The organism is Nonomuraea sp. NPDC054003 (assembly GCF_055585125.1).
In genome coordinates this window covers 1-21,791 of record NZ_JBVJKR010000026.1, presented here as the reverse complement: position 1 = coordinate 21,791, position 21,791 = coordinate 1, and the positions used below count along the sequence as shown (strand labels likewise).

Genomic DNA, 21,791 nt, shown 5'->3' with positions numbered 1-21,791 from the left:
CTCGACCCGTACCGAAAAGATTCCGTCATGATCCGGGTCGAGGGGTTAACCAAGGTCTTCCGCCGCCCGCGTACCTTCTCCGGGCCCTTCGGGGCGCTGCGCACTCTCGTGACCCGCCAGTACGAGGAGAAGACAGCCGTCGACGATGTCGGCTTCGACATCGACGAGGGCGAGGTCATCGGCTATCTCGGGCCCAACGGCGCCGGCAAGTCGACCACCATCAAGATCCTCACCGGCATCCTCACCCCCACCGCCGGCACCGTGCGGGTCAACGGGCTGGTGCCGTGGCGCGACCGGTCGGCCAACGCCCGCCGGGTCGGCGTGGTCTTCGGTCAGCGCAGCCAATTATGGTGGGACCTCCCCCTGATCGAGTCCCTGCGCCTGGTGGGCTCGCTCTACGACGTCCCCGCGGCGCGCTTCGACGCCTCGCTGAAGAAGCTGCGTGACCTGCTCGGGCTCGACGAGTTCCTCGACACCCCGGTCCGCCAGCTCAGCCTGGGCCAGCGGATGCGCGGCGACCTGGCCGCGGCCGTGCTGTACGAGCCGCCGCTGCTCTACCTGGACGAGCCGACCGTCGGGCTCGACGTGCTGGCCAAGGAGGCGGTGCGCGAGTTCATCGTGGAGACCAACCGGACCGGGCGCACCACCGTCATCCTGACCACGCACGACCTGGCCGACGTCGAAGCGCTGTGCAAGCGGATCATCCTCATCGACCACGGCAAGGTGCTCTTCGACGGCGCGATCGACGCGCTGGTCGACCAGCCCAGACGGCTGGTGGTGCTGCTGGAGTCCGCGCCCGAGGAGGTGCGCGGGGTGTCGCGCGACGACGAGGGCCGCCACGTCTTCGACATCCACGGCGACCTGCCCGCGATGATCGCCTCGATCTCCGCCGAGCACACGATCCGCGACCTGTCGATCGTGGAACCGGACCTGGAGAGCGTGATCAAAGGGATCTACGCCCGGTGACCCGCGTCGGCTTCCTCTTCGCCCTGGCCTACCGCAGCTCCATCGTCATGACCTGCGTGACGCTGGTCGCCCAGGTGTTCCTGCTGCGCATGATCTGGACCGCGGTGTACGGGTCGCGGCCCGAGGCCGAAGGGCTCACCCTCGAAGCCCTGCTCGCCTACCTCACCCTGGCCAACCTCCAGTCCTTCGCCACCCAGACCCTCGTCTCCCGCGTCATCCACCACCGCATCCGTACCGGGACGGTCTTCTTCGACCTGGCCCGGCCGATCGGTTACCTGCGGCAGATGGCCGCCTTCCAGGCCGGCAACACCGCGGGCAGCCTGCTGCTGCTCGCCCCGGTCGTCCCGGTGGTGCTGCTGGTCGGCTCGATCACGGCGCCGGTCAACGGGCCCGGTTACGTGGTCACGCTGGTGCTCGGGTACGTGATCGCCGTGCAGTTGGCCCTGCTGATCAGCCTGCTGGGCTTCTGGATGCTGGAGATCGGCGCGATCTCGCTGCTCTACCAGCTGGTCAGCCAGTTCTTCGCGGGGACGATGGTGCCGCTCGCCTTCTTCCCCGGCTTCCTGGGCACGCTGGCCGAGGTGCTGCCGTTCAAGTACATGGGGTACGTTCCCGCGGCGATCTACGTCGGCCACATCTCCGACATCTCAGGACCTCTGCTGGTCGAGCTCGCCTGGGTCGCCGGGCTGTCGGCCCTGCTCGCGCTGACCTGGTCACGCACCCATCGGAGGGTGGTGATCCAGGGTGGCTGAGGTCGTCCGCGCCCTGCGCCTGTACGTCCTGCTCCAGCGCGCCTCCGCCCGCGGCGCCATGCAGTACCGCCTCAACACCGCGATCGGCGTCCTCAGCGGCGCGATCTGGCAGGGCACCGGGTTCGCCTTCATCTGGGTGGTGATGCACACCTTCCCCTCGCTCGCGGGCTGGGGCCTGGCGGAGATCGCCTTCCTGTACGGCATGCGCCTGACGGCCCACGCCCTGGCGATGATCCCCATGATGAGCGTGCACGACATCCACTGGGTGGTGCGCAACGGGGAGTTCGACCGCTTCCTGCTGCGCCCGCTGAACCCGCTCGTCCAGCTCATGGGCAACCGGATGGGCCTGGCCCAGTTCGGCGACCTGCTGGTGGGCGTGGCGCTGCTCGCCGTCGCCTCCCAGAACGCCCAGGTCGACTGGAGCCTCAGCCTGGTCGCCTTCTGCGCCCTGGCGATCGTCGGCGGCGCGCTCATCGAGGCCGCCTTCTTCCTGGCGCTCTGCTCGCTGTCGCTGCGCATGATCGACACCTTCGCCCTGCGGGTCTTCCTGGACGACGTCTTCAGCAAGTTCGGCTCGTACCCGATGAAGATCTTCGGCGGCGTGACCGAGTGGCTGCTCACCTACGTGCTGCCGGTCGCCTTCGTGGCCTACATCCCGTCGAGCGTCGTGCTGGGCAAGCTCGACACCTCCTGGGCCCTGGCCGCCCCGCTGCTGGGCGTGCTCCTGGTCTGGCCTGCCTACCTCATCTGGCGCCGCCAGCTCACCCACTGCCAGAGCGTCGGCCACTGAGCGGTTCGGGATGGTCGCGCCCGGCGGGTGTGCTCAAGACGGCGCGCAGGGGGCGCATGCCCTCCTCGACGTAGTCGGCGATGGGGCGGTCGCCGCCGTCGAGGTACCACTGCTCCAGTGCGGCGAAGTAGCCGAAGGCGAGGGCGTTCGCGATCACGCGGGCCTGCGTTTCGCTGACCTCTCCGGTGGCCGCGATCAGCGGTGAGATCCGCCGGCCTGCGCGGTCGAGCGTGGCGCAGACGGCCATGCGCACCGACGGCTCGGCGAAGAAGTAGCGGACCCTGCGCCACGGGCCTCTCCCGGTCTGCGGGCCTTCGCCCGGACCGGGGCTGGATTCGTAGGCGCGGACGGCGCGGACCAGGCTGCCGACGGGGTCGGCGGGGTCGAGGAGGCTTTCGAGCGTCTCCGGGCTCATGTGGTCGAACTCGTCGGCGACCACGATGCCTTCCTTGGTGCCGAAGATGCGGTAGACCGACGACGGCGAGACCTCCGCCGCCGCCGCGATCTCCTCGATGGTGACCGCGCCGAACCCTCGCTCGTCGAACAGGTCGAGGGCGTGGTCCTGGATGGCGCGCATGGCCTTGAGCCGCCAGCGCTCACGAAGTCCGCTCATGCCTCACCGTATCAGAAAGTCACTTTCTCAAGCATGCGGCTGTCGTTGGGACATTGACTGTCTGAAAGCGGATGTCTAGAGTCACTCGCTGGAGACAGTCACTTTCTCAACGGATCGGAAGGCCATGAAACGGAGATCGCTGATGTACGCGGGGGCAGGGCTCACCGTGGTCGCCGCCCTGTTCCCGTTCGTCGACCGGACCGTCCTGGCGGATCACATCAGGGCGGGCTACCCGGCCTACGCGCCCGGTGCGATCGACGCCGCCGTCACCGCCTACCTGGTGATCCTGGCCGCGGTCGGGGCGCTGGGACTCCTCGGCTGGGCCGGCACGATCTGGGCGGCCCGCGCCGGCAAGCGCTGGACCTTCTCGGCGGCGGTCGGGCTGCTCGTGTCCGGGCTCTGCGTCGCGGTCGCCGCGCTGACCGTCCGGGACACCTCGGGCGACGTCGGCCTGGCGCCGCTGCTGGGCTGGCTGCTGGTCCTTCCGTGCGTTCCCGGTCTGGCCGCGGTCGCGTTGTGGAGGAGGACTGAGTGATCGTACGCGGGCTCGCGGCCCTGAAACGCGCGATGTACCGCGGAGGGCGGCCGAACGCGCTCATGCGGCTCATGAACCGGCTCGACGTCCTGGTTTACGGGGCTCGGCGGCTGTCACCGCGCCGGACCGCCGTGCTGAAGGTGGAAGGGCGCCGCAGCGGGAAGGTCACGTCGGTTCCCGTCGCGGTCGCCCGCCACCGCGACGCCGAGTTCCTCGTCTCGATGCTCGGGCCGGACGCGAACTGGGTGCGCAACGTCCGGGCCGCGGGTGGCAGGGCCACGCTCCGCCGCCGGGGGCGTGACACCCCGATCCTGCTGGAGGAGATCCCGTCCGAGCATCGGGCCGAGATCCTCCGCCGCTACCTCGCCATCGCACCCGGTGCACGGCCGCACGTGGGGCTGAGGCCGACGGCGCCGCTGCCGGAGTTCCACCGGATCGCGCCCCGGCACCCCGTGTTCCGCATCCACCCGCGAGAGGACTAGACGGAACGGCCCGATCAGCGCGGGGCCAGTCGGATACGCTCTTGCCCCCATTCCGCGTTGATCCACACGAAAGTTCCCATGACCGTCACAGAGGTCGACCGGCGCTCCGACACGCAGGAGAGCGCCGAACCCGACAAGAACGAAGAACCCACCCCCGGCGTCGTCGGCATGCTCGAACGGACCGGCTCCGTCGCGGTGCCGATCGCCATCGGGCTGTACGCGCTGCTCTACCTGGGCATCCAGGAGGTCTACGGCGTCTTCAACGTCAGCCCGGAACAGGTGGGCATCGACCAGGCGACGATCTTCGCCCGCCTGGTGGGCACCCTGGTCCTGCTCATCCTCCTCGGCGCGATCCTGCTCGGACCGGTCGTCGCGCTCGGGTGGCTGCTGGACAAGGTCACCTTCGGCCACGCCGCCCGTCTCGTCCGCGCCATCCGCGCCCGGCCCTGGGTTGCCGCGCTGCTCGGCGCCCTCTGGTGCGGCGCGACCTACTGGGGCTTCCTCGGCTACCTGGACCTGGACGAGGGCGCTACCCTGGCCACCGTCGTGATCGTCGCCGCGGTCATCGGCGTGCTGGCCTTCCTCGTCCCGTTCAGGCTGCTCCGCTCCCGCAAGGTCGGCAGGGCGGGCATGAAGATCGTGGTGGGCGCCTTCACCGGCATCGGCCTCGGCTTCGCCCTGATGGGCCAGATGGAGAGCGACGCCCACCGGCTCGCCACCACCGGCCAGCCGAGCCTCTGGCTGGCCGGCGTCGGGGTCCAGGACCAGTGGGTGGTGGCCGCCGACCGCGCGAGCGGCAAGCAACTGCGCGGCGGCGCCAAGCTGATGCTGCTGGGCGAGAGCAACGGCGTCTACACCTTCTACGACTGCCGGAACCAGGAGACGTTCCGCATCTCGATGGAGGCCACCATGATCCGGCAGATCGCCCTCGACCCGGACCGCCCCGAGACCTTCGACTGCCGGAAGCAGAACCTGGGCTGACGGCGCTCACGAACTCCGCAGGAACCGCCGGCCCAGAATGCCGTACCAGACCATGATCGGCAGATGCAGCGCGTACCCGAGCTGTTCCATCGCCGCCGTCGGCCCGTCCGTCCCGGTCGTCCACGGGAGCGCCACCGCGACCAGCCCGGACAGCGCCGCGACCAGGCCGGCGGTACGGAGACGACCGGGGACGCCGGCAGCGGCCGCGACGGTGGCGGCCACCCACAGCAGCCCGGCCAGGTTGACCATCCACTTGGCGGTGAGCAGGACCGCCGAGGCCACCGTCACGGCGGCGGGGTCGGCGGCCAGCTGCGTCACCGCCAGGTTGCCGGCATCGTGCAGAAGCCCCGCCAGCCCGGCGGCGGCGAGCAGACCACCGGCCATGACCGCCCGGCGGACGGCCATGGCCAGCCCGGCGGCGGTCAGGCCCAGCCAGCCCAGCACGTCCAGGGCGAGCTCGGTCAGATGCAGGCCGGTCCGCTCGCGCACCGCGGCGAGCGCGGCGGCGGGATCAGCGGGATTCAGGGTCAACCCCGATGGCACCACGATGGCCGCGGCGGCGACCATGGCTACCAGCGAGGCGAGCAGGAGCACGCCGGTGAGCGACCGGCTCTTCTGATCAGTCATGGCGGGAAGGTAGAACCCTGCCGCGGCGGCAAGGTCAACACGTCCACACAGAGGGGGCGGCATGTGGCGGATCGGGCAACTGGCACGCATGACCGGCGTGTCCGAACGCACGCTGCGCCACTACGACGACATCGGCCTGCTCGCCCCCGCAGCGATCGACGGCGTCACCGGCTACCGCTGGTACGGCGTCACCGAGTTGTCCCGGCTCGAACGCATCCGCGGCCTGCAGCGCCTCGGCCTGCCGCTGCGCCTGATCGCCGACCTGCTGGACGCGCCCGAGGCCCAGCTCCGCCAGGCGCTGGCCGCGACCATGACGGGCATCCGGCGCGAGATCGCCACGCTGGCCGCGACCGCGGCACGCGCCCAGGACCACCTCGACGCCCCGATGTCGATCCTGCCCCAGCAGGCCGCCGTGGGCCCGCGCCGCCTGCGCGTCCACCGCACGCGGGTGCGCCACCCGTCGGAGCTGGCCGCCCTCTGCCCGGCGCCACCGGCCGCCCTGCTGACCTGGCTGGACGGGCCACCGGCCGACGGCTTCACCTGCGCCGTGACCACCGGCCGCGCCGGCGAGCAGCTCACCCTGCCCGCCCGCACCGTCGTGCGAGCCGTCGTGCCGCCCTCGGCGGGGGTCGTCCCGGCCGGTCACGAACTGTTCGGCTGGCTGCGCCGCCACCATCTGGCCGTCGACGGCCCCACCCTGGAAGAACACCTCGTGGACGCCGACGGCCGGCACGCCACGGTTCTCGAGGTGCCCGTACATCCGGAGAATCGTCCTGACCGATCGGCGGGGCGCTCTCGTACGATGAGCACGTGATCGGTCTCATCCGCTCCGTGTGGAATGAGCCGCGGCCCCCCGGCCCGCCCGCGCGGGTGTGGCGCGACTGGGTGCTCGTGGCGGTGCTCGTGCCGGTCGCGGTGCTCGAAGGGGCCCTGCGGACGGACCTCCCGTGGCGGACCGTCGCGGTGCTCATCACCCTCGGGCTGATCCCCACGCTGGTGTGGCGCCGCACCCGTCCGCTGCTCATGCTCGTGATCGCCTTCGGCGTCACGAACCTGGCCACGCTGGTCACGTCCGGCGAGTCCGCGGAGACGAACACGCTGGCCTACCTGCTGATCCTGGTCTACTCGCTGACCCGGTGGGGGTCCGGGCGCGAGGTCGTGACCGGGCTGCCGATCATGCTCGGCTCGCTCTTCCACTCGATGGCCGCCGGCCGCATCGCGTCCGCCGACGCGGTCGGCGGGCTCGCCGTCATGTTCGCGGCCCTCGCGCTGGGCGCGGCCTTCCGGTTCCGGGCGGGGGCGCGGGCGCGCGAGCTCGACCAGGTCAAGCTGCTCGAACGCGAACGGCTCGCGCGCGACCTGCACGACACCGTCGCCCATCACATCTCGGCCATGGCGATCCGGGCGCAGGCGGGCCTCGCCACCGCGGCGTCACGACCGGAGGCCGCGACCGACGCGCTGCGGGTGATCGAGGCCGAGGCGGCGCGGGCCCTGGACGAGATGCGGGCCATGGTCCACGTCCTGCGCCATGACGAGCAGCCCGGCCGGGGCATCGCCGACCTCCAGCAACTGGCTGCCGGGAGCCCGTCCGGCCCGGCCGTGGACGTTGAGGTCTCCGGCGACCTCGACGGGCTCTCCCCCTCGGTCGGCGCCGCCGTCTACCGGCTCGCCCAGGAGTCGGTCACCAACGCCCGGCGGCACGCCCGCCACGCCACCCGCATCGAGGTCCGCGTCGACGCCGACGACAAGTCGGTGCACCTGCGGGTGAGCGACGACGGGCTCGCGCGGCTGAACGCGTCGCCCGGCTACGGGCTCGTCGGCATGATCGAACGCGCCGGCCTGCTGGGCGGCACGTGCGTGGCCGGTCCCAATCCCGGCAGGGGCTGGACCGTCACGGCCGTGCTGCCCCGGACGGGGGCGGCGACGTGAGCGTCAGGGTGCTGGTCGCCGACGACCAGGAGATCGTGCGTACCGGTCTGGTGATGATCCTCGACGCCCAGCCCGGCATCGAGGTCGTCGGCGAGGCCGCCGACGGGCGGCGGGCCGTCGAGCTGGCCCGGCGGCTGCGCCCCGACGTGTGCCTGTTCGACATCCGCATGCCCGGCCTCGACGGGATCGCCGCCACCCGCGCCCTCGCCGGGCCGGACGTCGCCGACCCCCTCGCGGTCGTCGTCATCACCACGTTCGACCTCGACGAGTACGTCTACGCCGCGCTGCGGGCCGGCGCCCGGGGCTTCCTGCTGAAGAACGCCGGTGCCCAGCTGCTCTCCCAGGCGGTGCACGCCGCGGCGGGCGGCGACGCGCTGATCGCGCCGAGCATCACCGCTCGGCTGCTCGACACCTTCGCCCGCACCGGCCCCGCCGAGCCGCCGGCCCGTCCCGTGGAGGCGCTCACCGGCCGGGAGGAGGAGATCCTGCTGACGGTGGCGCGCGGGCGCACCAACGGGGAGATCGCCGACGAGTTCCACATCTCGCTCAGCACCGTCAAGTCCCACATCGCGAGCCTGATGGCCAAGCTCGGCGCGCGGAACCGCGTGGAGATCGCGATGTGGGCGTACGAGACGAACCGGGTCAGGAGCTGAACCTGACCGGCCACCTCTGGATGATCACCTCGGCCACGATCAGGTTGATCAGCCAACCGGCGCCCAGGAGCAGCGCCCTGGCGAGCTGCTCGGGCGGGCCGGCGATCCCGTAGTAGGGCGCCAGCACGAACGCCTGCGTGCCCGCGCCCAGGCCGATCGCGTAACCGCGGATCATCCAGGCGCGGTGCGCGGTGAAGTCGCGCCGCCGGATCGCGGCCAGGCCGAGCACGATCGAGGCGGCCATGGCCGTGCCGAACACCAGCCGGAAGACGGCCAGGAGCGGCCCGTCATGCTCGGGCAGGGCGTAGAACACGGCCATCCACATCCCGCTGACCGTCGCGACGAGCCCGCACGGGGCCAGCAGCCGCCCGGCTCTGCGATGCCAGCCGACCTTCCTGCGACGTAACCGGGGGACGAACTGGAACGCCCCGAGCACGGTGTAGACGGTCACCCCGACGATGTGCAGCACGATCGGGACGGGCGAGGCCAGGAACCGCGCGTTGTCCGGCGTGACCGCCGCGCCGCCGGTCAGCTCGGCCATGCGGATGCCGCCGGCGATCACCGGGATGAGGCCGAGCCCGATCAGCGCGGCCACGGTCCACCCTGCCCGGCCCCGCCGCGTCGCAATCTTGTCTGTCATGCCCCGATCGTGACGGTGGAGCGGGTGGTGGCTCATCAGCAGAAGGGCCGGTGTTGAGCTGGCCGATCGTCCGTCAATCAGGCGTACTTTCGGCTGATGACCCCCTTGAGCAGGATTTTTACGCTGATTGCACGATTCCGGATCTCCCGAGGAGAAAACGATGAAGGCGTTCGTCCTGCGCTCGTACGGCTCACCCGACGCGCTCGAACTCACCACCCTCGACCGGCCCGTGCCGGGCCGCGGCGACGTGCTCGTCCGGGTGCGCGCCACCTCCGTCCAGCCGTACGACTGGCACCTCATGAGAGGCGAGCCCCGCGTCTCACGCCTGATGGGCGGCCCCCTGGGGGTTCGCCGGCCGAAGATCTCCATCCTCGGCGCCGACGTGGCAGGCCAGGTGGAAGCGGTCGGCGAGGGCGTGACCGAGTTCCGCCCGGGGGACGAGGTGTACGCGATGTCCAAGCAGGGCGGCTTCGGCCAGTACGCCCTCGTACGGGCGGACGAGCTGGCCCCCAAGCCGGAGAACCTGACGTTCGAGCAGGCCGCGGCGGTGCCCCTGGCGGCCAACACCGCCCTGATCGCCCTGCGCGACCGGGCCCCGGTCCAGCCGGGCCAGAGCGTGCTCGTGATCGGCGCCTCAGGAGGCGTGGGCACGTTCGGCGTACAGATCGCCAAGGCGTTCGGCGCGCAGGTCACCGGCGTCTGCGGCCCGCGCAACGTCGACCTGGTCCGCTCGATCGGCGCGGACGACGTGGTCAACTACGCCAAGGAGGACTTCACCCGGCGGGGCCGGCGCTACGACGTCGTCCTGGACTGCGCCGGCAGTCACTCGGCCCTGGCCTGCAGGCGCGTGATGACCCGCAAGGGCACCTACGTGGTCGTCGGCGGCAAGGGCGGCAGGTGGCTGCGTCCCATGCCCCACGTGGTCGCGGCGCCCCTGTTGTCGCTGTTCGTGTCGCAGACGATGACCACGGCCGACGTGGTGGGCTGCACCGAGAACAAGCGGAACCTGCTGGCGCTGACCGAGCTCATCGAGGCCGGCAAGGTCACCCCGGTGATCGACCGTACCTACCCCTTCGAGGAGATCCCGGCAGCCGTCCGCTATCAGGAGATGGGACACGCGTCCGGAAAAGTGGTCGTCAAGATCTGATCACTCGGCTTGGATGGGTCCATGGAACGCCGGCTCATCAGCCATCTCGCCCACCGCGACCACCCCATCGCCGCTCCGGTCTCCGGCGCGCACGTGACCCGCCTGCTGCGCCGGGCCCGGCTGCCCGAGGGGGCGAGGATCCTCGATCTCGGCTGTGGCGAGGCCGCGTGGACGCTCCGCGCGCTGGCGCTGTACGAGGACGCGACCGCCGAAGGCGTCGACGTCTCCGCCGAGGCGCTCAAGGCGGCCGAGGCGCACGCCGAGGTCCAGGGCGTCTGGGAGCGCATCCGGCTGCACGAGAAGCCGGCCGCCGACTTCCCGGTCGCCGAGAAGTACGACCTGGTGCTCTGTGTCGGGGCGACCCACGCGTTCGGCGGCCTCGGCCCCACCGCCGGACACGTGCGCCGCTACCTCAAGCCGAACGGGCTGGCGCTCATCGGCGAGGGCTTCTGGGAACGCGAACCGACGCCGGAAGCGCTCGCCGGCCTCGGCGCCGGCCCGTCGGACCTCCTCGACCTGCCCGGAACCGTCGCCGCGGCCGAGTCCGCCGGATTCGACACCGTCTACGCGTACACCAGCGACCTGTCCGAATGGGACGACTACGAGTGGTCCTGGACGGGCACGCTGCTGCGCTGGGCCAACGAGCACCCCGGCCCCGACGCCGACGCCGCCCGCGCGGCCGCCCTCGAACACCGCGACACGTGGCTGCACGGCTACCGGAAGGTCCTGGGCTTCGTCACCCTGCTGCTCCAGCGTCAGGGCTCCTCCCAGTAGACCCCGGGGTGCCGCCCGCGACGTCGAAGCGCCTATCCACGCAGCTCGAACTTCAGGTGCGCGGACAGCGCGCGGAGGAAGTCCGGTGCGTCGAAGATCGCCCCGGCGGAGGCGACACCGGTGGTCGCGGCCCGCCCGGTCAGGACGCGCCGCACCGCCTCCACCGCGAGCGGCGCGCTGATGGCGTAGATGTCCTGCCCGCTCGCCACCGCCCGCCGCTCCTCGCCGCCGGACCGTACGACGACGTCGACGAGGAACGTCTGCCCGGACCGTCCGCGCTCGTCGGCAGCGACCGGCGCCGGCGTGTCCGGCGCCGCCAGGTCCCTGGCCGCCTCGACCGCCATGTACGAGCGCACCTCCGGGATGGACAGGTGGCTGGGGATCGTGACGACGTCGGCCATCGCGAACTCCCCGATGACCTCCCGGGAGCCCATCGGCTCGGGGAAGGACCACCGCAGCGTCGGCAGCTCGTCGTCGTGGTAGGCCAGCTCACCCTTGGTGAAGCGGACACGCCGGCCGTCCCGCCGCTGCCCGGAGACCCGGCCCGCGACGCGCGTCCCGGCCGTGGGGTGCCAGCTGCTCAGCCCGTAGGCGACGTGCGCCTCGTCGGCCGCCGTCCAGTCACCCATCGCCGCAGTCGCCAGCAGATCGGCCAGACCGCCGAAGAACGCCATCGCCGGGACGACCGCGACTCCGGCCTCGCGGGCCCGGTCAGCGAACCGCGCGAACGTGTCGGCGTTCGCCTCGATCTCGGCCGCCACGTCCACATAGGGGATCCCGGCCCGCAACGCCGCCTCGATCACCGGGGCGGCGGTCGTGGCGAACGGCCCGGCACAGTTGACCACCGCCGCCGCCCCGGCCAGCGCCCGGTCGAGCGCCGCCGGATCGTCGACCGACGCCGGCCGGACGTCGTCCCCCGGCTCAGCCACCGCCCGCAGCTTGCCTTCGTCGCGACCGGACAGCACCGGGACGAACCCCCGCTCCCTCAGCTCCGCCACCACGAACCGCCCCGTGTGCCCGTACGCACCGTAGACCACCACAGCCGTGCCCATCAGCTCTCCTACTGTCCTCAGATGTCCGCTGGGGATCATCCTGGCGGCGGCCGCCGGCCGGCACGAGCGTCTGAAACGCCACGATGCGCACAGTTTCGGACACGAGGCGACCGCACGGGAGACCGCCGATACCTTCCAGGAATGACGTGTTCCCTTTTCTTGAGCCGGCTGTCTTCATCGCCACGAGAACGAAGAACATCATCACGGCCTATCCCGTTGCCAAATGTTGGAAGGGCGTCTGAATTATCGGGACCACTAGCATGACACCCATGGACCGGAGCGAATTGTTCGACGAGTTCGTCCGACGACTCAACGGATTCGACTCCCGCGCGGCCACTGATCCCGGTGGCGCGTTCATCGAGATCACCCGTTGGGAAGGGGCGTCCCTCGTCCCGCCCGTGCGCCTGGCCGTCGACGCGTCGAGCCTCGAACGCCACCTCCACGCCCTGGAAGGCGACGGCGCCGAGGTCTTCCCCGACGCCGCACCACCCATCGGGGCCATGCAACTCTTCCTCGTCCACGTCGGAGAGGAGATCGAGACACGCGCCCCCGACGACCAACTGCTCGCCCTCCACGGCGACGACCTGGGCTTCCTCAGGAATGCGCCATAACGGTCTCCGGTCGTCCGATGTGCTGAGATGGAACTCTCTCGGCGTAGTACAGCCGCCAGCGTCGCGCTCGGCTTGGACGTGTCGTACGCCCGAGCCGAGCGGGTTTAGCGGGTGAGCCCGTCCATTTCCTTCATCACCTGGTTCGCCGACGTGGCCAAGTGAGCACGGAATCGACACGGGAGATCCGCGAACTCTTCAGCGCACCGCAGCGTCCCACCTACCGTTCGTGTTCATGCGGATTCGGAGAGGAAGCGCTGATGCCCGATACCAAACCCGCAGATCGCGACCAGGCGAAAGGCTGCGGTTGTCTCGCAGTTGTCCTCCTTGTCGCGGCCGGTTGTAACGCCCTCTTCTTCGCTAAGGACCCAGCACCTCCTGCCGCCTACAGCCCTCCGCCCGTCCCATCGCAGACCCTTTCGTGGACGCCGGAAGCTTCGTGGAAGCCGGATTCCGCCGAAGACTTCGACGATCTCGACGAGGACGGCATCGAAGACTCTTATGACAACGACAAAGATGGCGACGGCGTAACAAAGGCCCGCGACCGCGATGACCGAGACGCCAGCAAAGGACGCCCAGAGAAGCGCACCCGAAAGCCCGAACCGAAGATCCGGTCAGAGCCAGCACCGCTTGCCAGAGCGCACCCGGGTGGCTTCTGCGGGACGCCTGGAGCAGCCGGCCTCGCGTCGAACGGCCGCACCTACTTTTGCCGCGGCGGCCACTGGCGCCGCTGAGAACTCTCACGAGACCATTCCAGAAGCGGAAGTGATCATGACTGACGTATGGGTCACCGCAGCCGGCGACCGCTACCACACCTCCCCCGACTGCATGGCGCTGCAAGCGGGGCAGGAAGGTGGCAGGGTCCAGGGCTACGAACTGAGGGATATCGACAAGGTCGATCTGGACAAGGCCAGGGCTTTCGGCAGGTCCGCGTGCGCCATCTGCGGAACGAGCCGCTTGGCGTGACGTACCAAGGTCCCGACATCGGCCGCGCCGGAGTTCCAGAGCGAAGGCCCGCAGTTCGTCCGAGGAAAAGGCCATGACCAGCAAACGCGCGGTGAGGACATGTTCGATCAAGGCTCCTCCTTGGTCACCGGCTGTCACGGCGCTGACCACGACCCGGAAGCGGGCTCCCTCCAGGGAGGAACGAGAACTATCGTGACTGGTATGGAAAACCGCCCCTCGCCCATGGACTCCCAGCAGTCGCATCTGCGTGCCTCGGACAGCAACAGGGAGCAGATCGCCGCCGTGCTCGGTGAAGCGATGAGCACCGGTCAGCTGAGCCATGAGGAGTACTCCGAGCGCCTGGACAAGCTCTACCAGGCCAAGACCGTGGGAGAACTCCAACTCCTCACCCATGACCTCCAGATCGACCAGCGCCACCCGGTCACCCCGAACCTGGTCTCCAACCCCTCGGCCACGAACTCCGAGCCCGAGAACATCATCGCGATCTTCAGCGGCGCCGACCGCAAGGGCCGCTGGCGAGTACGGCGCCGGACCAGGGCGCTCGCCCTTTTCGGTGGCGCGCGATTCGACCTGACCAATGCCGAGTTCGAGGCGAGGGAAGTCGAGATCAGGATCACGGCGATCTTCGGCGGGGCCGAGATCCTCATTCCCGAGGGGATGGAGGTGCGCTGCGAGGGCGTCGGCATCTTCGGCGGCTTCGACGTGCACGGCGGCCCTGACGTCGACCCGTCGGCGCCGGTGCTCGTGGTGAAGGGCCTGGCGCTGTTCGGCGGGGTGACGGGCAAGCCACGGCCCCGTCGCGAGCGCTGACCGAGACGGCAGATCACTCGTACGCGGCGAGCAGCACATCGGCCTACCGCGGGGATGCGCTACTCCTCGATGAGGATGCCCAACGCGCCGGCCAGGGCGAGAGCCAGTCCTTGCGCGTCACGGCCGGTCACGATCGCGCCCTTGAGACTGGTGACACCGCCGATCCCCAGCAGCACGCAGTCGGAGAAGTGCGCGCCGTCCATCTGCGCCTGCGAGAACTGCGCCCCGCTCAGATCGCAACGCTCGAAGCGGACTCCCCGCAGGTCGGCGTTCTGGAAATTGGCCTCCCGCATGACGCAGTCGCGGAAGACGACGTTCTTGAACGTCGAGAATCGAAACCCGGTCAGATCGGCGCGGCATGCGTCGAAGAGCACGTCACGGAACGTGCATTCGGTCCAGGTCATGCCGGTCAGCCGGGTCGCCGACGTCCGGGTCCGATGCATGCCCGACGTTCTGGCCGTCATGTTGGACAGGTCGCAGCGTTCCAGCTCCACGTCCACGAACCCGGCTCGACGCAACTGGGTGCCCGCGAAGCTGGTGGTGACGAACCGGCAGCCCTCGTAGTCCACCGCGTCAGCCTGGCGAGAGGTCAGGTCGCCGCCATGGAACTCCAGGCCGCGGTAGGTGCCGTCGTCCTCCAGAGCATGCCGGGGAAGTTCGGCCATGACCAGCGGCGAGGGCAGTTTGGGGGCCGCAGGTGCTTTGGGTCGCTTCGGCTGTCGGCGGGGAGATGGGGAAGACATCGGGCGGAGCCTAGCCCATGCCGCGCGCGGGGGTGTCGCTGCTCGGATCGCCGCACCCAGAGATGCATGCGTTTCGCATACACTTCGCTCATGGAGTCAGCTCTGGAAGAGACCATCGACGAGTGGCACACGAGCGTGAACGGCGGCGACCTGGAGCGTGCGGCGAAGGCGGTCAGCGATCCGATCGTCGTCCTGGGCCCGAAGGGCGCGGGTCCGATCACCCCCGGGCAGTTCGCGGAGTGGGTCGGGCGTTCCGGGATCACGATGACGCCGCGATCGTGGCACCCCATCAGTGACAGGCTCATGGTCGTGGAGGAGGACGCCACCTGGCCCGGGAGCGAGACCCCGACCAGGGTGGCCACGGTGTTTCGAGTGACCGGGCAGCAGGTGTCCGCCGCCCTCCGACTGCCCGACCTCAGGTCAGCGCTGGAACTGGCCTACATCTGCCGTGAGATGGCGGCCACCGAATGAGCGGCCCAGGACAGGTCCTGTTCCAGTTCGTACGTCACTGGTCACGCAGGAGCGTGGACCATCGAGCCACTGAGCAAGGCCGGCTCGTCCTCGTCACCGAGGCGGTCTTCGCCCTCACCCGGCACGGCCGGGAAGCGACGGTCAACGCCATCGCCGACGAGATCGGCATCGACCAGAGCGGAGCGTCCCGGCTGGTGAAGAGCGCGGCAGACGCCGGATTCCTGAAGATGCGGACCTCGGCGGCGGACGGACGCCGACGCCACGCGACGGTGACCCCGTCAGGCCACGCGCTGCTGGAGGACGCGCACCGCTGGCAGGAGCAGGTCTTCGACCGACTGACCGACGGCTGGAGCGAGCAGCGGCGTCTCGACTTCCAACAAGCGATGACCAGCCTGATCGAACGCTCCCACGCCTTGACGCATGACACACCGACGCCCCATTGAGCGCTTAGAGGCGGCGGCTGACATGAGTGGCTCTTGCCCGCCTTGGACGGCGGCCTCAGGTAAAGACGTCGCCCTAAGGGTGCGCGCCGGTGGTCACCTCACCCACGAGTGTGCGATTATCGCACCATGAGCACCCTGGATTGGACCGACATCGGCGCGAGAGTTCGAGAGTCTCGACTGGCCATGCGGCTCTCCCAGGAGCAGCTGGCCGAGCTGACCGGCCTCGACAGGACCATGGTCAGTAAGATCGAGGCCGGCACAAGGCGTCTCGACGCTCTGGAACTCGTACGGCTGGCCCGAGCACTCGATCTTCCATTGGGCCATTTCCTCAGCGCGCCTCCCACCGTCATGTCCCACCGCCCGCCTCTGACTGAGGACACGGCGTCGCCTGCCGCACAGGTGTCCTATCGCATGGACGTGGCTCTCGCGGCCTGGATTCGGGAGATCCGGCTCCTGGTTTCCCTCGGGACTCTGGAACTCATGCCCATCAAGCGATACAGCGGCCGGGTCGACGGGCCGGCGGCAGCTTCAGATGCGGCTCGGTGGCTGAGAGCTGAGCTGAATATGGGACTCGCACCCATCGAATCGCTCACCGGCCTGTGTGAACGGAGTGGCCAGTTCGTCCTGGTGACCGAGCTCTCTGGAGAAGGTGCTTCGGCGATAGATGGTGACGTGGCTGCCGCCGTTGTCTCCATCAGCGGTGATCCTGGACGGCGGCGAACTACCGCCGCCCATGAACTCGGACACCTGGTCCTGGGCGATGAATACTCCACCGATCTGGGAGTAGGCACCTCCCGCGAAGCTCGTGAAGCCGTGGTAGACACCTTCGCCGCTGAGCTTCTCCTGCCGGTTGAGGCGATCCGGCGTGCTGCGGCATCGGCTGCCCTCACCAGAGCGGGGTTGGTCCGTCTCGCGGCGGAGTACCGGACATCCTGGAGTCTCGCGCTCCGGCAGGCAAGAGTCGCCAATGCCATCAACCAGAACGAAGAGAAAGACCTGCGGATCTGTCCACCGACCTTCGCGGAGTTCAGAGACTCCCTGGGCTGGACGCCTCAGCCAGATTTGGACGAGATCCGCGTACCTCCAGCCTTCGCCCACGCGGTGATGACGGCGTACAGGAACGGTCAGATCACCAGTCATCGAGCACTGGAGCTTATGCACGGACAGCTCGAAAGCGAGACGGACCTGCCTCCGATAGCTGAGACGGATGAGCGCCCGTGACCGAATCGAAGCCTGTCGGCCCTTTGCCTCCGCTCGTGACCGACACCATGGTGCTCCTTCACTTCGCCAAGGCCGACCGGCTCGATGTTCTCGGAGCATGTGTCACGGAGATGTCCACGACTCTTGTCGTTGTCGACGAGTTGGGCAAGTACTCGGACGAGTGTCCTTTGCTGCGCCGGTTTGCGGAACTCGAGTGGCTGCAAATCCAACCTCAGGATTCGGTCGAAGAGCTCATCGCCTTCGAGACATGGAGCCAGCTACTCGGCACCAGCGACGCCTACGACAAGGGAGAAGCCAGCATCTTCGCCGCGGCCCAGATACATGGCTTGGTCGCGCTCACGGATGACCGAGACGCGACGAGGGTCGGCCGGACGAACGGACTCGAGATCCACGGCACCATATGGCTGCTGACGCGGCTGCATAGGCTCGGCAAGATGACTCTGGTCGAGATTTGCAACCACGTGGACGCCCTACGAGCCTCCGGGATGCGCCTTCCCTGCACAGGACCTGAGCTTCCGGGCTGGGCCAGGGACCGCGGGCTTCTCTAGATCGTCCCTGCGACGACCGTTCATGCCTCTTCTTCAACACCTTGGGCACGCGTCCGGGCCGATGCGTCGGGGGCCATCGACCGCCGACGTCGTAAGGCGACGTCCAACACGGATCACTCATCGTCCGGGATGGTGGCCAGCGACTCGCGAGTGTGTCTCCGTATGAGACCGCGCGGCAAAGCCACATCTCCGAAGGCCGCCACAGGCCGATAACACCCAGAGCTGAATCCGATCCTCACTTTCGGCGAGCACGAGATGCCTGACCCGATGCGTCCTCAGCTATCGATATGCAGGTAGTACGTCACCTGGGGATAGGATCATAAATCCTGATTCTACGTCGACGCTGATCCCTAAGGTCGTCGTTGCGCTCGATTCGATACCAAGCCACGTCGTAGGCCCAGGCGTAAGTGGATACCTTCTTTTCCACCCCGAAGTGTCGCCCAGTGGCGGCTTCCAGGACGCGATAGCATTCGTGCTGCAATTCGCATGAGAACTCGGCGAAGTCCGCATCGTCCCAGCCATAGAGATATCTCAGCTCAAACTTGACTGCGGCCAAAAATTCGGCTTCCGGCCTGGAATAGGCGTACCACCAGCAGCACTAGGCCGTTCACCTGCGGTTTCATGACGGCAACGCTCAGTACATGAACGAACTACCGCCTCACCCCTTGGCCGCCGCACAACAACTGGCCGCCGCCCTTGCGGAAGAGGGACTCACTGCCGACGTCCATCACGACTACGGCACGCCCATGGTGTCGGTCTGGGTCGGCCTGATCGTTTGGTGCGCGGACGGAACGTACTGGTGGCGCACCGGTTGGAACCCATGCAGACACCGACCGATCTACGCAGGCCACCCCTTCACCCAGCCGGCCCGCGCCGCCCACCGCGTCGCCCTTCGCTACACGCAACTGCGCATGTCACATCCGCTCTCGTCACTGATCGCCGGAGCGCAGCCATGCCCCTAACCGTGCAGCAAGTGCACAACAGATTCCCCGGCTGGCAGATCACCGACATGTCCGGAGGCTGGGTCGCCATGCGAGTCAACTTCATGCCCAAGAACAGCGGTCTCTCCAACGTGCGTTGCGGAGAGACCTTGGAGGAACTGGCCGGGAATCTACACGCTGAGATCAGGCAGCAGAAGTCATGGGCATCCGTAGCAGGTAACTCGATGGCAAGCTGACCCGGAGCGACATTTCTATCCTCGGCGGCGGATGCATTGCGGCAATCCGACCTTCCGCTTTTCAGGCGGAGCAATCACCCTGCTCGGCTGATCAAGACCGTGGTCAGGCGCATGTGGCCGGTGGCGCGAATGCGTGAGCGTGTGAGGACGTTGCTGTCACCGCTGCTGTCACCTCAGCCATGGTTACCCCGGTGGCAGGGCCCGACGGAGAAGGGCGTTGCCGGCGATCGCCCCAACCCGTATGGCGGGCACCGAAGTTCGCGATCGTCACATTCTCAGCCCCTGCGCCGCCTTCTGATCCGTAGCAAGGTCAGACACGTCCACTGCCATCCGCTACCGACAGAATCGCCTGCTCGTGAGAGGTGCTTCGCCTCGGAGATTCCAACGCCGTCCAGGGCCGTTCAGAGGTGTTGTTAGCACCGGCGTTAGCAAGATCGCGATAGTAGCGACTGTCGTACTTGATGGCTACTCGCCAGCCATGGCATTCCCCGAGATCATTCCCATCATGTACGAACTCGACTACGCACCGACACGATCGGATACTGGAAAGGCGGGCAGTTCTTCGGCTCCGTCACCGCCACCTTCCTTGAGGGCTATGCCCCCATAGCCGGACTGGTGGAGATCCGACCGCTACTCGCCTTCGCCTTGCACCGAAAAGACCGTCCGCCTTTTCAGAGACCCTGCTCACTTGATGAAACGCGTGTACAGACGGGTGTGAACAGCGGGGGCCGCTCGACGGTCAGCGTGATCGGCTAAAGGTGCCGTCACTCCGTACATCTCTCGCCGAAACGCCCCCGGGCCGTAGGCCTACGATCGGTCGTGACATCCTGATCAGGAGGATTCCGCGTGACGAGCACGAGAGTGCGGCCCCATGTCGCCCGCGTCCTGGAGCGGACCCGCGCTGTACTGTTCGCCTTCAATGGCGCAACCTGCGATCTTTACGCCGAAATGGACGCGGCGGCGATCACCGGCGGCATCCGCGACCGACTCGCCGCCCACGGGCACAGGATGTCGCTTCTGACCCTCATAGTGACCGACCCGCTGTGGATGCTGGACTACGCCCACAGTGTCAGGCGGGACTACGGGACCGACGCAGAGGAAACCGTGCGAGACGCCGAGATGGCGGCAGCCTTGATGGCCGTACCGACACCAGGGGCGTCCGAGGTACTGACGGCCTGTAGGGCCAGTGGCAGACGCGTCGCCATGGTGGGTGACACTTGCACGGCCGCCATCGAGAGCTACCTCGAGGCGCACGATCTGCGACACCTAGTGGGACCGGTCATCGGCCGCGAGCAGCGCCAGCCCGCCACACAGGAGCCGGGTCTCGAACTTCTGTGGCAAGCGGCGCTGGCGCTCAACACGGAACCGTCTGACTGCACGCTGATCAGCGTGTCTGCTGACGAAATGTTCGTGGCCGCGGATGCCGACGTCCAGGCGATCGGCGTGGTCAGCAAGTACGGCAAGCGCAAGCATCTCGCTGGCGTTGGGGGTTCGGTCGCGGTTTCCTCGATGCGTCAACTGGCTGAGGCACTCACGGCCGTCTCCATCACGAATGATTCCGGAACATAGCCCCAACGGCTCTCGCCCCTACTAGAACAGACCCCTACGCCGTCATCCGCACTAACCCTCTGAGCGTTGCAAGGCCACAAGACCGCTTCATTACGAGTGAGAACGAGATCGTCCACGCTTGTCCACATCCCTCTGCTAGCCCAGTTCGTACAGCAAGGTGGCGGATGGACAGTCCACGAGCGTCCATGATCGTCCGGGGCCAACACGGGCGCTGATGAGACCTTGATTGCGTGGGAAGGGCAGACGCCTCATCTGCGACGTTCTTACCTGATCAGGCGGTGTATGCGGACCGGCGAAGTGTGATCGTGTGAGGCGGTGTTGCTGTACGGCTCTGCACCACTTCCGTCGACGCAACCCGATCCATGATGCGTGACGATCGAACGATTGGCTCCGATCTACGAGGGTGGAATCGTCCAGTGGCTGCCGCGGTGGATCTCATTCCAGCGCGGCAGCCATGAAGGAGTCCGCACGTCGGGCGTACTCGGCCGGACAGCAGGTGCCGAGCCCTCTGCCACGAGAGGATCCATGATGTGCTGCCAGGTGCCGGTGGTGATGACCTCCACTGCGCACTGGTCGCAGCGGCGGTGGGAGCAGCCGGCGTTCCCGGTGAGTTGCTGCCGGAGGTGGTTGAACGCGTCGTTGGGGAAGTCAGCGCGGACCAGGTACCAGGTGCCGTGTCGGTCGACGCCCTGCAGCCCAGCGGCGACGTTGATCTGCTGTGGCAGGTAGAGGCGCTCTTCGTGGAAACGGATCAGGAACTGCCGGTCCAGGATGTCGACTGTGTCTGGGGCCGGGTGCTCTGCTGCAAGCCATTTCGCAGCATTGGCCCAAGTCCCTGGTCCCCACAACAGCTGACACGGGTAGAGCGTTGTCTCGAAGCGGGCGTCGAAGTACGTCAGCGTTGGGTCATGCAACACAGCGCGGACGATGACGTGGGTGAGCTTCTCAGGATTGAGATCGGCGGGCATCATGTGCAGGTGCTCTGCCAGGCTGTGGACGACGTTTCTGCCGCTGGGGTCCCAGCTCACGGCGATGACGTCACGGTGCACCGGTGCTGGATAGAGCCGTCCGCCCGGGGTGGGCACACCCCACAGCCGGTTGACGATCTCGGCCAAGTCGCTGATAGCCCGGGCGGACTCCGGCGGTGAAATAAGTTGATAGGCGGTGTGATGGGCTACGTGGTTGCGGAGCTTGACGAACAGTGACCCTTTTTCATCCTCAGGCGGCTTGAGCAACGCGGTGGTTCTGAAGGACGGCAATGGCCTTGCAGAGATGGCCGGCCTTGCTCGGGCTG

The 21,791-nt window shown here is 68.2% G+C and carries 27 protein-coding genes; 21 read left to right on the top strand and 6 right to left on the bottom strand.

Going from position 1 to position 21,791, the window contains the following annotated elements; genetic code table 11:
- The first annotated feature begins 27 nt into the window (after positions 1–27).
- From ACZ6YG_RS42390 to ACZ6YG_RS42380, 3 genes are read left to right on the top strand one after another with little or no spacing between them, the layout of a single operon-like run.
- Positions 28–966, top strand: coding sequence for an ABC transporter ATP-binding protein (locus ACZ6YG_RS42390; RefSeq protein ID WP_466021076.1), 939 nt, complete (start codon positions 28–30; stop codon positions 964–966).
- On the top strand, positions 963–1,718 hold the full coding sequence (locus ACZ6YG_RS42385; RefSeq protein WP_466021075.1) for an ABC transporter permease: 756 nt from the start codon (positions 963–965) through the stop codon (positions 1,716–1,718). The genes ACZ6YG_RS42390 and ACZ6YG_RS42385 overlap by 4 nt, the downstream gene beginning before the upstream one ends.
- Positions 1,711–2,508, top strand: a complete 798-nt coding sequence (locus ACZ6YG_RS42380; protein WP_466021074.1) for an ABC transporter permease — start codon at positions 1,711–1,713, stop codon at positions 2,506–2,508. Before ACZ6YG_RS42385 ends, ACZ6YG_RS42380 begins: the two co-directional genes overlap by 8 nt.
- Here the strand turns inward: ACZ6YG_RS42380 and ACZ6YG_RS42375 are convergent.
- Positions 2,480–3,121, bottom strand: coding sequence for a TetR/AcrR family transcriptional regulator (locus tag ACZ6YG_RS42375; RefSeq protein ID WP_148036413.1), 642 nt, complete (start codon positions 3,119–3,121; stop codon positions 2,480–2,482). The genes ACZ6YG_RS42380 and ACZ6YG_RS42375 overlap by 29 nt on opposite strands.
- Positions 3,122–3,245: 124 nt before the next feature.
- Here ACZ6YG_RS42375 and ACZ6YG_RS42370 point away from each other — a divergent pair, with 124 nt between their 5' ends.
- From ACZ6YG_RS42370 to ACZ6YG_RS42360, 3 genes are all read left to right on the top strand, one after another.
- A complete protein-coding gene (locus ACZ6YG_RS42370) occupies positions 3,246–3,656 on the top strand; it encodes a hypothetical protein (RefSeq protein WP_187281596.1) in 411 nt (136 codons plus the stop codon).
- Positions 3,653–4,138, top strand: coding sequence for a nitroreductase/quinone reductase family protein (locus tag ACZ6YG_RS42365; RefSeq protein ID WP_261809040.1), 486 nt, complete (start codon positions 3,653–3,655; stop codon positions 4,136–4,138). The genes ACZ6YG_RS42370 and ACZ6YG_RS42365 overlap by 4 nt, the downstream gene beginning before the upstream one ends.
- 78 nt (positions 4,139–4,216) lie before the next feature.
- Positions 4,217–5,119 carry a hypothetical protein gene (locus ACZ6YG_RS42360; RefSeq protein WP_466021073.1) on the top strand — a complete coding sequence of 301 codons (903 nt, stop codon included), beginning with the start codon at positions 4,217–4,219 and terminating at the stop codon, positions 5,117–5,119.
- A gap of 6 nt (positions 5,120–5,125) precedes the next feature.
- Here ACZ6YG_RS42360 and ACZ6YG_RS42355 read toward each other — a convergent pair whose 3' ends face one another.
- Entirely contained in the window at positions 5,126–5,746 is a 621-nt protein-coding gene (locus ACZ6YG_RS42355; protein WP_148036411.1) for a hypothetical protein, read from the bottom strand.
- Positions 5,747–5,807: 61 nt separating this feature from the next.
- Here ACZ6YG_RS42355 and ACZ6YG_RS42350 point away from each other — a divergent pair, with 61 nt between their 5' ends.
- From ACZ6YG_RS42350 to ACZ6YG_RS42340, 3 genes are read left to right on the top strand one after another with little or no spacing between them, the layout of a single operon-like run.
- Positions 5,808–6,560, top strand: a complete 753-nt coding sequence (locus ACZ6YG_RS42350) for a MerR family transcriptional regulator (protein ID WP_466021072.1) — start codon at positions 5,808–5,810, stop codon at positions 6,558–6,560.
- Positions 6,557–7,675 carry a sensor histidine kinase gene (locus ACZ6YG_RS42345; protein ID WP_466021071.1) on the top strand — a complete coding sequence of 373 codons (1,119 nt, stop codon included), beginning with the start codon at positions 6,557–6,559 and terminating at the stop codon, positions 7,673–7,675. The genes ACZ6YG_RS42350 and ACZ6YG_RS42345 overlap by 4 nt, the downstream gene beginning before the upstream one ends.
- Entirely contained in the window at positions 7,672–8,328 is a 657-nt protein-coding gene (locus ACZ6YG_RS42340) for a response regulator (protein ID WP_148036408.1), read from the top strand. The genes ACZ6YG_RS42345 and ACZ6YG_RS42340 overlap by 4 nt, the downstream gene beginning before the upstream one ends.
- Here ACZ6YG_RS42340 and ACZ6YG_RS42335 read toward each other — a convergent pair.
- Positions 8,318–8,968, bottom strand: a complete 651-nt coding sequence (locus ACZ6YG_RS42335) for a DUF2306 domain-containing protein (RefSeq protein WP_466021070.1) — start codon at positions 8,966–8,968, stop codon at positions 8,318–8,320. The genes ACZ6YG_RS42340 and ACZ6YG_RS42335 overlap by 11 nt on opposite strands.
- Positions 8,969–9,128: 160 nt before the next feature.
- Here ACZ6YG_RS42335 and ACZ6YG_RS42330 point away from each other — a divergent pair, with 160 nt between their 5' ends.
- Together ACZ6YG_RS42330 and ACZ6YG_RS42325 are read left to right on the top strand one after the other, a co-directional pair.
- A complete protein-coding gene (locus tag ACZ6YG_RS42330; RefSeq protein WP_148036406.1) occupies positions 9,129–10,115 on the top strand; it encodes an NAD(P)-dependent alcohol dehydrogenase in 987 nt (328 codons plus the stop codon).
- 21 nt (positions 10,116–10,136) lie between these two features.
- Positions 10,137–10,889 (top strand): SAM-dependent methyltransferase, encoded by a 753-nt coding sequence (locus ACZ6YG_RS42325; protein WP_466021069.1) that lies wholly within the window; start codon positions 10,137–10,139, stop codon positions 10,887–10,889.
- Positions 10,890–10,921: 32 nt separating this feature from the next.
- Here ACZ6YG_RS42325 and ACZ6YG_RS42320 read toward each other — a convergent pair whose 3' ends face one another.
- Positions 10,922–11,941 (bottom strand): saccharopine dehydrogenase family protein, encoded by a 1,020-nt coding sequence (locus tag ACZ6YG_RS42320; protein WP_466021068.1) that lies wholly within the window; start codon positions 11,939–11,941, stop codon positions 10,922–10,924.
- Positions 11,942–12,210: 269 nt separating this feature from the next.
- Here ACZ6YG_RS42320 and ACZ6YG_RS42315 point away from each other — a divergent pair, with 269 nt between their 5' ends.
- The 4 genes from ACZ6YG_RS42315 (at position 12,211) to ACZ6YG_RS42300 (ending at position 14,325) form a co-directional block, all read left to right on the top strand.
- Positions 12,211–12,552 (top strand): hypothetical protein, encoded by a 342-nt coding sequence (locus ACZ6YG_RS42315; RefSeq protein ID WP_466021067.1) that lies wholly within the window; start codon positions 12,211–12,213, stop codon positions 12,550–12,552.
- 257 nt (positions 12,553–12,809) lie between these two features.
- The gene (locus tag ACZ6YG_RS42310) at positions 12,810–13,283 is read left to right on the top strand and encodes a hypothetical protein (RefSeq protein ID WP_466021066.1); all 474 of its coding nucleotides are present in this window, start codon (positions 12,810–12,812) and stop codon (positions 13,281–13,283) included.
- A 37-nt stretch (positions 13,284–13,320) separates the two neighbouring features.
- The gene (locus ACZ6YG_RS42305) at positions 13,321–13,515 is read left to right on the top strand and encodes a hypothetical protein (RefSeq protein ID WP_271274815.1); all 195 of its coding nucleotides are present in this window, start codon (positions 13,321–13,323) and stop codon (positions 13,513–13,515) included.
- A gap of 201 nt (positions 13,516–13,716) precedes the next feature.
- A complete protein-coding gene (locus tag ACZ6YG_RS42300) occupies positions 13,717–14,325 on the top strand; it encodes a DUF1707 SHOCT-like domain-containing protein (RefSeq protein WP_466021065.1) in 609 nt (202 codons plus the stop codon).
- 59 nt (positions 14,326–14,384) lie between these two features.
- On the opposite strand, the gene ACZ6YG_RS42295 is transcribed toward ACZ6YG_RS42300, so the two are convergent.
- The gene (locus ACZ6YG_RS42295) at positions 14,385–14,990 is read right to left on the bottom strand and encodes a pentapeptide repeat-containing protein (RefSeq protein ID WP_466021064.1); all 606 of its coding nucleotides are present in this window, start codon (positions 14,988–14,990) and stop codon (positions 14,385–14,387) included.
- Positions 14,991–15,158: 168 nt separating this feature from the next.
- Here ACZ6YG_RS42295 and ACZ6YG_RS42290 point away from each other — a divergent pair, with 168 nt between their 5' ends.
- The 6 genes from ACZ6YG_RS42290 (at position 15,159) to ACZ6YG_RS42265 (ending at position 20,497) form a co-directional block, all read left to right on the top strand.
- The gene (locus tag ACZ6YG_RS42290; RefSeq protein ID WP_466021063.1) at positions 15,159–15,539 is read left to right on the top strand and encodes a hypothetical protein; all 381 of its coding nucleotides are present in this window, start codon (positions 15,159–15,161) and stop codon (positions 15,537–15,539) included.
- Entirely contained in the window at positions 15,536–15,982 is a 447-nt protein-coding gene (locus tag ACZ6YG_RS42285) for a MarR family winged helix-turn-helix transcriptional regulator (protein ID WP_466021062.1), read from the top strand. The genes ACZ6YG_RS42290 and ACZ6YG_RS42285 overlap by 4 nt, the downstream gene beginning before the upstream one ends.
- A gap of 126 nt (positions 15,983–16,108) precedes the next feature.
- Positions 16,109–17,203, top strand: a complete 1,095-nt coding sequence (locus tag ACZ6YG_RS42280) for a helix-turn-helix domain-containing protein (RefSeq protein ID WP_466021061.1) — start codon at positions 16,109–16,111, stop codon at positions 17,201–17,203.
- A gap of 35 nt (positions 17,204–17,238) precedes the next feature.
- A complete protein-coding gene (locus tag ACZ6YG_RS42275; RefSeq protein WP_466021060.1) occupies positions 17,239–17,751 on the top strand; it encodes a PIN domain-containing protein in 513 nt (170 codons plus the stop codon).
- Positions 17,752–18,392: 641 nt separating this feature from the next.
- The gene (locus ACZ6YG_RS42270) at positions 18,393–18,713 is read left to right on the top strand and encodes a hypothetical protein (RefSeq protein ID WP_466021059.1); all 321 of its coding nucleotides are present in this window, start codon (positions 18,393–18,395) and stop codon (positions 18,711–18,713) included.
- Positions 18,714–19,774: 1,061 nt separating this feature from the next.
- Positions 19,775–20,497 carry an HAD family hydrolase gene (locus ACZ6YG_RS42265; protein ID WP_466021058.1) on the top strand — a complete coding sequence of 241 codons (723 nt, stop codon included), beginning with the start codon at positions 19,775–19,777 and terminating at the stop codon, positions 20,495–20,497.
- 395 nt (positions 20,498–20,892) lie between these two features.
- Here ACZ6YG_RS42265 and ACZ6YG_RS42260 read toward each other — a convergent pair.
- On the bottom strand, positions 20,893–21,791 hold an 899-nt coding region (locus tag ACZ6YG_RS42260), incomplete at its 5' end, for a hypothetical protein (RefSeq protein ID WP_466021057.1).

Coding starts and splice junctions, on each gene's coding strand:
- ACZ6YG_RS42335 (WP_466021070.1), bottom strand. CDS start 8,968: ATGACAGACAAGATTGCGACGCGGCGGGGCCGGGCAGGGTGGACCGTG.
- ACZ6YG_RS42315 (WP_466021067.1), top strand. CDS start 12,211: ATGGACCGGAGCGAATTGTTCGACGAGTTCGTCCGACGACTCAACGGA.
- ACZ6YG_RS42370 (WP_187281596.1), top strand. CDS start 3,246: ATGAAACGGAGATCGCTGATGTACGCGGGGGCAGGGCTCACCGTGGTC.
- ACZ6YG_RS42305 (WP_271274815.1), top strand. CDS start 13,321: ATGACTGACGTATGGGTCACCGCAGCCGGCGACCGCTACCACACCTCC.
- ACZ6YG_RS42375 (WP_148036413.1), bottom strand. CDS start 3,121: ATGAGCGGACTTCGTGAGCGCTGGCGGCTCAAGGCCATGCGCGCCATC.
- ACZ6YG_RS42355 (WP_148036411.1), bottom strand. CDS start 5,746: ATGACTGATCAGAAGAGCCGGTCGCTCACCGGCGTGCTCCTGCTCGCC.
- ACZ6YG_RS42310 (WP_466021066.1), top strand. CDS start 12,810: ATGCCCGATACCAAACCCGCAGATCGCGACCAGGCGAAAGGCTGCGGT.
- ACZ6YG_RS42295 (WP_466021064.1), bottom strand. CDS start 14,990: ATGGCCGAACTTCCCCGGCATGCTCTGGAGGACGACGGCACCTACCGC.
- ACZ6YG_RS42280 (WP_466021061.1), top strand. CDS start 16,109: ATGAGCACCCTGGATTGGACCGACATCGGCGCGAGAGTTCGAGAGTCT.
- ACZ6YG_RS42390 (WP_466021076.1), top strand. CDS start 28: ATGATCCGGGTCGAGGGGTTAACCAAGGTCTTCCGCCGCCCGCGTACC.
- ACZ6YG_RS42350 (WP_466021072.1), top strand. CDS start 5,808: ATGTGGCGGATCGGGCAACTGGCACGCATGACCGGCGTGTCCGAACGC.
- ACZ6YG_RS42320 (WP_466021068.1), bottom strand. CDS start 11,941: ATGGGCACGGCTGTGGTGGTCTACGGTGCGTACGGGCACACGGGGCGG.
- ACZ6YG_RS42330 (WP_148036406.1), top strand. CDS start 9,129: ATGAAGGCGTTCGTCCTGCGCTCGTACGGCTCACCCGACGCGCTCGAA.
- ACZ6YG_RS42300 (WP_466021065.1), top strand. CDS start 13,717: ATGGAAAACCGCCCCTCGCCCATGGACTCCCAGCAGTCGCATCTGCGT.
- ACZ6YG_RS42290 (WP_466021063.1), top strand. CDS start 15,159: ATGGAGTCAGCTCTGGAAGAGACCATCGACGAGTGGCACACGAGCGTG.
- ACZ6YG_RS42325 (WP_466021069.1), top strand. CDS start 10,137: ATGGAACGCCGGCTCATCAGCCATCTCGCCCACCGCGACCACCCCATC.
- ACZ6YG_RS42285 (WP_466021062.1), top strand. CDS start 15,536: ATGAGCGGCCCAGGACAGGTCCTGTTCCAGTTCGTACGTCACTGGTCA.
- ACZ6YG_RS42360 (WP_466021073.1), top strand. CDS start 4,217: ATGACCGTCACAGAGGTCGACCGGCGCTCCGACACGCAGGAGAGCGCC.
- ACZ6YG_RS42270 (WP_466021059.1), top strand. CDS start 18,393: ATGAACGAACTACCGCCTCACCCCTTGGCCGCCGCACAACAACTGGCC.